Raw genomic sequence first — 8,823 nt, 5'->3', positions numbered from 1 at the left:
GGACACCGCCCTTTCACGGCGGTAACAGGGGTTCGAACCCCCTATGGGACGCCATCTTCGGTCTTGTGTGGTCGCATTATCTGCTTGTGTTGCGGGAATAGCTCAGTGGTAGAGCACAACCTTGCCAAGGTTGGGGTCGCGAGTTCGAATCTCGTTTCCCGCTCCAGTCGAACACGATGTGATTGATGAAATAGCAGTGCCCCATCGCCTGACAGACACGATCATCGTGCCACGTCACCGGCGATTTTTTTGTGCCTGAAATTCCTCCTCAGGCCGTTCTGCACCGGTCCTTGGTGTTGTCCTCCCAGTTGATTTTCTCCCTCCTGCTTGTTTCCCGTATCGCACTAATGCCTTTCCTGCAGCGTGCCTGATGTGGCAGCGCTGAATGCGTTACCATGCGCATCCAATGTCTTGTGTCTGATTTTCATGTTCGAGTGCTGCTCAGCGGTGTCGCTACTGTTGCGCAATTGTTCTCAGATGCGTCTTTTCTGCTGTGCTGGCTGACAGCGCCAATTTGATTACAGGTGTCCGATGTCACGACTCGCCTTGTCCATTCGTGGCCTGACCAAGGTCTACGGTAACGGTTTCGAGGCGCTCAAGGGGATTGATCTCGATGTCCCTGAGGGCGATTTCTTTGCACTGCTGGGGCCCAACGGGGCCGGCAAGTCCACGACCCTGGGGGTGGTGAGTTCGCTGGTGCAGAAAACCGCCGGCAAGGTCGAGATCTCGGGCATCGATATCGACAAGGATTTCTCGAAGGCCAAATACCATCTCGGTGTGGTCCCTCAGGAGTTCAACTTCAATCAGTTCGAGAAGGTGCAGGATATCGTGATGACCCAGGCAGGGTATTACGGTATGCCCATGAAGGAAGCGCGCCCGCGTGCCGAGCGCCTGCTCAAGGATCTCGGGCTGTGGGACAAGCGCGATACCCCGTCACGCATGCTGTCCGGTGGCATGAAGCGCCGTCTGATGATTGCCCGCGCGCTAATTCACAAGCCGCGTCTGCTGATTCTCGATGAGCCGACTGCCGGGGTGGATATCGAGCTGCGTCGCTCGATGTGGGAGTTCATGCGCCGCATCAACCGTGAGGAGGGCACTACCATCATCCTCACCACGCATTATCTGGAAGAGGCCGAGAGCCTGTGCCGCAATATCGCCATCATCAATCACGGCGAGATCGTGCATAACACCAGCATGCGCGAGCTGCTCAAGGAGCTGGACGCCGAAACCTTCCTGCTCGATCTACGTGAGCCGCTTGACAACGCACCGGTCATCGAGGGATTCGAGGTCTCTCTGAGCGATCCCCAGCAGCTGTCGCTGTCCGTACGCAAGGGCCAGTCGATCAACACCGCCTTCGCGGCGCTGGATCGCGCCGGGATCACCGTGGTGTCGATGCGCAATCGCGCCAATCGTCTCGAGGAGCTGTTCGTCGACCTGGTCGAGCGCTCCAATGCCGAAAGCGGTATCGCCTCCAATGTCGCCAAGGAGATCACGCAGTGAACCCCCGTCAGCTATGGGTGGCTCTGGTCACCATCGTCGTCAAGGAAGTCCGTCGTTTCACGCGTATCTGGCCGCAGACGCTGCTGCCGCCGTCCATCACCATGACGCTGTACTTCGTCATCTTCGGCAATCTCATCGGCTCGCGCATCGGTACCATGGATGGCATCAGCTACATGGATTACATCGTGCCGGGGCTGATCATGATGTCGGTGATCACCAACTCCTATTCCAACGTGGCCTCGTCGTTCTTCTCCAACAAGTTCCAGCGCAGCATCGAGGAGCTGATGGTCTCGCCGCTGCCGTCCTGGATCATCCTGCTCGGCTATATCATCGGTGGCGCCGTGCGCGGGCTCGGTGTCGGCATCATCGTCACCGCCGTGGCCTTCCTGTTCACGGATCTCGATATCCATCACCCGATCCTGACCATCGTGGTCGTGGTGCTGACGGCGCTGCTGTTCTCCATCGGTGGCTTCATCAATGCGCTGTTCGCACGCAAGTTCGACGATATCTCGATCATTCCGACCTTCGTGCTGACCCCGCTGACCTATCTTGGTGGCGTCTTCTATTCCATCCACATGCTGCCGGACTTCTGGCAGACGGTGTCACTGGCCAACCCGATTCTCTACATGGTCAACACCTTCCGCTACGGCATTCTGGGGGTCTCGGACATCAGTGTCGGTCCGGCGATGGCGGCCATCGTGGCCTTCATCATCGGCCTGTTCGCCTTCGCGCTGTGGCTGCTGGAGCGTGGCAAGGGCATCCGCAGCTGAAGAAGTCGCCCAGAGGATGATGGTAAGATGCGCGCTATCGCGCCAGTGCACGAAACGCCGGCTTCTGCCGGCGTTCTGCTGTCTGCGCCCCTGATATCGATGCGTTATTGGCCTATTTCACAGGAGTGCTGTCATGGCTCACCCCACTGCCGTCAACGTGCCCGACGAGGCGCGCCCCGAGACTCTCAAGGATGCCCCGCTCGGGCGAGAGTCCGCTTACCCCGAGCACTACGATGCCAGCCTGCTGTTCCCCATCGCGCGGGCGGCCAATCGTGGTCCCATCGGTATCGATGATGCGGCGTTGCCGTTCGTCGGTGAGGATGAATGGCACGCCTTTGAGGTCTCCTGGCTGGATGAATCCGGCAAGCCGTGGGTGCGTGTGGCCCGTTTCCGCCTGCCGGCGGCTTCCCTGAATCTGATCGAGTCCAAGTCCTGGAAGCTCTATCTCAACAGCCTCAATCAGAGCCGCTTCGCCGATCAGGCGGCCGTGCAGACGACGTTGGAGCGGGATCTTGCCGCCGCGGCGGGTGCGCCGGTCGAGGTGCGTCTGCTGGGACTGGATGATGACGAGCTGGACGTCGGGCGCCTGCCGGGAGAATGCCTCGATGACTTGCCGATCGCCGTCGAGCACTACACGCCGTCGCCGGAGCTGCTCAGCGCCGATGACGCCGATATCGTCAGCGAAGACCTGCACAGCCATCTGCTCAAGTCCAACTGCCCGGTCACCGGTCAGCCGGACTGGGGCAGCGTCTGGATCCGCTATCGCGGCCCGCGTATCGATCGCGAGCGCCTGCTGGCCTATCTGATCAGCTATCGCCAGCACCAGGATTTCCATGAGCACTGCGTCGAGCATCTGTTCGTCGACCTGATGGCGCGCGTGAAGCCTGAGTCCCTGCTGGTGATGGCGCGCTATGTGCGGCGTGGCGGCCTGGATATCAGCCCGTGGCGTGCCACGCCAGATCTCGAGGCCGAGGCCCGTGCCAGCCTGCCGCTGCGTCTCTCGCGTCAGTAGTCCTCTCTATGGTCATGTCGTCTGATCGGCTTGCCAATCAGGCAGATAGCATCGAGTGATGAGACGGCGTGCTGGCGAGATGCTAGTGTGAGAATCATTCTTATCTTAAGTCTGTGACAGGAGAGACGATGGACGCGCTGACGTTACTGCATGAACGCAATTCCATGGGCAAGCTGATGGCGCCAGCCCCGAGCGATGCGCAGATGGAGGCCATCTACCAGGCCGCCCTGCGCGCGCCGGACCACGCCGAGCTGACGCCCTGGCGCTTCATCGAATTCACGGGCAGCGGGCTGGAGCGCCTCGGCGAGCTGTTTGCCGAGGCGGAGCGCAACACGTTGCCGGCAGGTGACGAGGCAGCCCAGGCCGCAGCCAGCAAGAAGCCGCTACGGGCGCCGATGGTCGTCGCGGTGATCGCCAAGGTCACGCCGGACCACCCCAAGGTGCCGCGTGTCGAGCAGGTGGTGAGTGCCGGTTGTGCCGCTCACGCCATGTTGTTTGCCGCTCAGGCACAGGGACTCGGTGGTATGTGGCGCACGGGCGGCTACGCGTTCGACCCAACCGTGCACGCCGGACTGGGCATGAGTGAGCAGGATGAGCTGGTCGGCTTCCTCTACCTCGGCACCCCGGGCGGACGTCTCAAGCCCTTGCCGAGCCGCGAGAGTGCCGACTTCGTCGAACGCTGGCAGTGAGGCGCTGAATGAACGAGCAGTTGCGCTCGAGTGGTGAAGCCTGGCCACCGCTGCCTTTGCCGCGTGACGGGCAGGGGCGGTCGGGCACTTTCGCGGCGCCGGTCAGTGAAGACCTGTCACGGTTCCGTGATTGGCTGAGTCAGGCGATTCCGCTGGCTGCTCACATGGGGCTTGTCGAGATGCAGTGGTCAGAGCCCGAGCGCTCGACGGGTCAGCTGAGCTGGCGCCTGCATCTGCCGCCCAATCTCAACGACAAGGGCACGGCCTTCGGCGGGGCCATGAGTCTCGAGGCCACCTTGTGTGGCTGGAGCTGGGTGACGCTGTGGCTGCGTGCTCGCGGTATCCAGCGCGATCTCGTGGTGTCGCGTGCCAGTCAGCAGTTTCTGGCCCCGGTCAGTGGCGATTACCACATCCGCTGTGCGCCGGATGACATGGCCGCGCTGATCGACGTCGGCGAGCGTCTGGCGGCAGGGCGGCGAGCGCGATTGTCGCTGACTCAGCAGTTGTGGTGTCAGGTCGATGGGCAGTCTTCCCCGAGGCTGTGTTTCGAGGCCCGTGGCGATTACGTGGTGCTCGGGCCGTGATGCCGAGCACGGTCTCGGCCCGACCTCGGCCCGAGTGCGGTGGGTGAGGGCGCTGACGCTATCTATCTGAAAGATTTTGGAAAAAAGGCTTGCGTCCCTCAAGGGTTATCGATAATATACGCCGCGTTCTCAAGGGAAACACGACGCAGTCGGGTGACCAATGAGAGCACTGATCTGGAGGGGTGTCCGAGTGGTCGAAGGAGCACGCCTGGAAAGTGTGTAAGTCGAAAGGCTTCGAGGGTTCGAATCCCTCCTCCTCCACCAGATTCAGAAAAGCCCGCATCTCACGATGCGGGCTTTTCGCGTTTCTGAGGGGGGATCTGGTCGAATTGCCTGCTCTCCTCGTGATTCCCTGCGTCTACTGGCGCCTCAGTCGCCTGTCATTCCCCCTCATTCCCCTCTTATTCCTCCCTCATCGCGCGCGCCAGCATATCCACGACAGGCTTGCCGACATAACTGGCGAAGCTGCGCTCACCAGTACGGATCATCACTTCGGCAGGCATGCCGGAAAGCAATCGCATGCTCTCGGTCATGTTGCTCTGGCCGGTCCGGGTGACGCGAATCCGCGCCTTGTAATAGCGGGCACGCGTCGCTTCATCCTCGAAGCTGTTGGCGCTCACGTGCGTGACCTCGCCATCGATGATGTTGGACAGGCGCTGATTGAATGCGCTGAAGCGAATCTCTGCGGGCTGGCCTAAGTAGAGGTGGTCAATATCATGGTCCGGGACCCTGGCCTCGACGATGAAGCCGTCGCCGGCGGGCACGATATCGAGCAGGGGGTCGCCACTGCGAATCACCGCGCCCAGCGTATGGACTTTCAGGCCGACCACGGTGCCGGCCACCGGTGCGATGACCTTGGTACGCCTCAGATTGTCATTGAGCGCGACCAGTCGTTCTTCCGCATCGGTGACCTCTGCCTGAACCTGGCGTAGAGACTCGCCGATCTGTTGCTGGAATTCCTGCAGGCGAATCTGTTTCTGCAGCTCGTTTTCGCTGATCTGGGAACGCAGCCGTGCGACCTCGGCAAATTGGCCGGCATTGTCGCTCTGGTATTCGAGACTCTCACGCTCCATCTCACGCAATCGCTGGTTATTGATCAGACCATTTCGGAACAGCTTGCGATGGTTGGCAACGTCACCATTGAGAGAGTTGATGCGTCGTCTTGTGATGGCCTGGGTATTCTCGAGACCTGCAATCTGCTCGTTCATCTGCACGACCTGCTCATCCAGGGCTGCCATGGCACCGTTCAGCGATTGACGACGTACGTCAAAGAGCCGCTGCTGTACTTCAAGGACCTCCCGCACACGAGGATTGGTCGACTGCCTCAAGGCTTCCGGGAAGGTCAGGGTCTCGGCGTTGCTGTACTCGGCAAGCAGGCGTATCTCACTGGCTCTGGCAATCAGGTATTCAGCCTCGACGATCTTCTGCTGAGAGCGTGCCTGGGTGTCATCGAAGACGATGAGCACGTCGCCGGCCTCGACATGATCGCCATCCTCCACGCGAATCGACTCCACGATACCTCCCTCGAGGTGCTGGATGGTCTTCGTGAAGCTCTCTACCGATACCGATCCCGGAGCCACCACGGAAATTGCCAGGTTCGCCATGACTGACCAGCTGCCGAATCCGCCGACCGCGATGAGCAGCACGGCCAGGCCGAGGCGTCGATAATTGTGGTCGCGTAGCGGAAGCTCACTGTCAAAGCCGCCATTCATGGAGTGGGAGGTGGTCATCTCGGGCTCTCCTCACCGCCTTCATGGCGGCCTCTGGCACTGGGTTTCAGCTCGGTGACACGCTGTGCGTTCCTGGACGGAGTCGAGTGCCCTTTCCCTGCTACGGCCCGTGCAACGGGTCGGCCTCGCGTCGGCGGGGACAGTGAAGCCACCTGGCCATCCTTGAGGACGAGGATGCGGTCGACCTGCTGCAGAAGACGTTGACGATGGGTGATGATGATGGCGGTGGTGCCTGCCTGGCGCAGTTGCATCAGACACTTGGCCAACGCCTGCTCGCCACTTTCATCCAGGTTGGCGTCCGGTTCGTCGAGCACTACCAGCACCGGTTTTCCATAGAGTGCCCGCGCCAGGCCGATACGCTGTCGCTGGCCCGCGGAGAGGGCGGCTCCCCCGTGGGACAGCCAGGTGTCATAGCCTTGCGGCAGGCGAAGGATCATGTCGTGGACACCGGCGCTCTGGGCGGCTTGTACCACGAGTGACGCATCGACCTCCTGAAAGCGCGCGATATTCTCGGCGATGGAGCCATCGAACAGCTCGATATCCTGCGGCAGATAGCCAAGATGAGGCCCGAGCGCGGTCCGCTTCCACTGACTGACGTCCACGCCATCGAGGCGCACGCACCCCAGCTGCACTGGCCATAGGCCGAGTATCACTCGTGCCAGGGTGGATTTGCCGGCGGCGCTGGGGCCTACCACGGCGATGTGCTCACCCTTGGCAAGTGTCAGAGTGATGTCCTTGAGGGTCGGTAGACGCTCGCCTGGCGGCGCGGCGTTGACTGCCTCCAGTGTCAGTCGGCCCTTGGGGGCCGGTAGAGGCATCGAGGGCGCCTCGGCCGGCACGGCCTCGAGCAGCTCCTCGAGGCGGGCTCGTGAGGTGCGTGCACCGCTGAAGCCTTTCCAGCCGGTGATCATCTGATCGATCGGCGCCAGCGCCCGCCCCATCAGGATCGAGCCGGCAATCATCATGCCGGGCGTCAGGTCGCCGGTCAGCACCAGATAGGCGCCAAGACCGAGGATCAATGACTGGAACATCAAGCGCAGTACCTTGGAGGTGTTGGTCAAGAGACCTGCGCGGTCGCTTGCCTTGGACTGCAGCACCAGATACTCACGGTGGCGCGCCTCCCATCGATTCTGTATGCCCGGCAGCATGCCCATGGCGTGGAGCACTTCGGCGTTGCGCAGATTGCTGTTGGCAAGATCCTGGGACAGGACATGTTGGCCGTTGGCATCGCTCAGCAGCTTCCTGGTGGTCTTCTCATTGATCAGCGCAATGACGGTCAGAACAAGGCCCGCGCCCAGGGCGAACAGACCAAACCATGGATGAAACAGTGCCAGCACGCCGATGTATATCGGCACCCAGGGCGCGTCAAAGAAGGCGAACAGGCCGTTGCCGGAAAGGAATTGGCGAAGGGTGGTGAGGTCGTTCAGCGGCTGTGCGGAGGGCTTGCCCGGCGTCATCAGGGAGTGCTTGAACATGGCACTGTAAAGTCTCGGGCTGATCAGTACGTCCAGTCGATTCCCGACTCGGACCAGAATTCTCGAGCGAATCAGTTCAAGGGCCCCCATCACCATGAAGAGGAACACGACCACCAGAGTCAGCATCAGCAGCGTTTCCTGGCTACGTGTCGTGATGACTCGATCATAGACCTGCAGCATGTAGAGCGGCGGCACCAGCATCAGCAGATTGATGAACAAGCTGAAGAGGCCGACATAGACAAAGCTGTGCCGACAGTGGTCCAGGATCTTTTGCAGGTCATTACCTTCCCGGGAGATGGCCATGGTGTCGTTCCCTAGCGTCGTTGGTGTTCTTTTTATCCACGTCACCGTCGTTGACGGCTGCCTGAGCTCGGATATTTCACGTTGTCTTGAGGAGACGCCATGGTTCTGTGGTCAATATTGATCATCTATTTATTAGGCTATTCTTTTTTTATTCCTCTGGCTGCCTGTTGAAATATTGCTGCTGAATGATCGGCGAGCAAGTGAATATTTCAATGATCAATAAAAAACTTTCCGGGTTTTATTTTGTTGGTTTTTGCTGTTTATTTTGCTCATGTCTGATGGTGAAGATCCATATGGTTTACGTTTTTCAAAAAGTATGACGGTTCTGGCTTTCGACAAGATTATCTTCTCTGGTATTCAGCATTGTTTTTCTCCTCACGCAAGTCGTATCGAGGGTTTATAGGGGTGGTGTTTTATTATTTCAAAGCATTCACTGTATTGTTTTAATTGAGTTTATTTTGATGTGGGAATCTGATGCATATTGCCATTTCGAGGGTGAGTGGAAATACCTCTTGTCTTGCGATAGGCCGCGTCTAGACTCGTTTTTGACGGGTTTACGAGCCTTTGCAGGTCATGTTCTAACTCTTTGGGAAAGCGTTGGAGAGTGGAACGTCATCGGGGATTCATTGCCGGTGAGGGACGTCGTGTCGTGAGGTCTCAAGATGGCGTAGAAATCGCCACTAAAAATTATTCGAGGGGTAGGGAAAATGTATTCCATGTCATTCGTATCGAGTCGTCTTGAGTCCATGGCATCACGTAT

General features: G+C 59.5%; 7 protein-coding genes and 2 tRNA genes. 7 read left to right on the top strand and 2 right to left on the bottom strand.

Features of this window, described 5'->3' with window-relative positions; translation table 11 throughout:
• Window positions 1-91 precede the first annotated feature (91 nt).
• The 7 genes from OW493_RS10725 to OW493_RS10695 all read left to right on the top strand — a co-directional run bounded on the left by OW493_RS10725 (window position 92) and on the right by OW493_RS10695 (window position 4,819).
• A tRNA-Gly gene (locus OW493_RS10725) sits at window positions 92-166 on the top strand.
• Between the two features lie 365 nt (window positions 167-531).
• The gene (locus OW493_RS10720; RefSeq protein ID WP_289864103.1) at window positions 532-1,500 is read left to right on the top strand and encodes an ABC transporter ATP-binding protein; all 969 of its coding nucleotides are present in this window, start codon (window positions 532-534) and stop codon (window positions 1,498-1,500) included.
• Entirely contained in the window at window positions 1,497-2,270 is a 774-nt protein-coding gene (locus tag OW493_RS10715; protein ID WP_077375500.1) for an ABC transporter permease, read from the top strand. The genes OW493_RS10720 and OW493_RS10715 overlap by 4 nt, the downstream gene beginning before the upstream one ends.
• A gap of 133 nt (window positions 2,271-2,403) precedes the next feature.
• Window positions 2,404-3,282 carry an NADPH-dependent 7-cyano-7-deazaguanine reductase QueF gene (queF, locus tag OW493_RS10710; RefSeq protein ID WP_289864101.1) on the top strand — a complete coding sequence of 293 codons (879 nt, stop codon included), beginning with the start codon at window positions 2,404-2,406 and terminating at the stop codon, window positions 3,280-3,282.
• Window positions 3,283-3,410: 128 nt separating this feature from the next.
• Window positions 3,411-3,971, top strand: a complete 561-nt coding sequence (locus OW493_RS10705; RefSeq protein ID WP_289864100.1) for a nitroreductase family protein — start codon at window positions 3,411-3,413, stop codon at window positions 3,969-3,971.
• Between the two features lie 8 nt (window positions 3,972-3,979).
• Window positions 3,980-4,555 carry a YiiD C-terminal domain-containing protein gene (locus tag OW493_RS10700; RefSeq protein WP_289864098.1) on the top strand — a complete coding sequence of 192 codons (576 nt, stop codon included), beginning with the start codon at window positions 3,980-3,982 and terminating at the stop codon, window positions 4,553-4,555.
• 176 nt (window positions 4,556-4,731) lie between these two features.
• Window positions 4,732-4,819 (top strand) — tRNA-Ser (locus tag OW493_RS10695).
• Between the two features lie 137 nt (window positions 4,820-4,956).
• On the opposite strand, the gene OW493_RS10690 is transcribed toward OW493_RS10695, so the two are convergent.
• On the bottom strand, window positions 4,957-6,285 hold the full coding sequence (locus OW493_RS10690; RefSeq protein WP_077375488.1) for an HlyD family type I secretion periplasmic adaptor subunit: 1,329 nt from the start codon (window positions 6,283-6,285) through the stop codon (window positions 4,957-4,959).
• Entirely contained in the window at window positions 6,282-8,063 is a 1,782-nt protein-coding gene (locus tag OW493_RS10685) for a type I secretion system permease/ATPase (protein ID WP_289864097.1), read from the bottom strand. The genes OW493_RS10690 and OW493_RS10685 overlap by 4 nt, the downstream gene beginning before the upstream one ends.
• Window positions 8,064-8,823: the final 760 nt, after the last annotated feature.

Source organism: Cobetia sp. 14N.309.X.WAT.E.A4, from assembly GCF_030397495.1.
In the GTDB taxonomy this organism is placed as follows: Bacteria; Pseudomonadota; Gammaproteobacteria; order Pseudomonadales; family Halomonadaceae; genus Cobetia; species Cobetia marina.
This window is presented reverse-complemented; position numbering and strand designations above follow the sequence as displayed.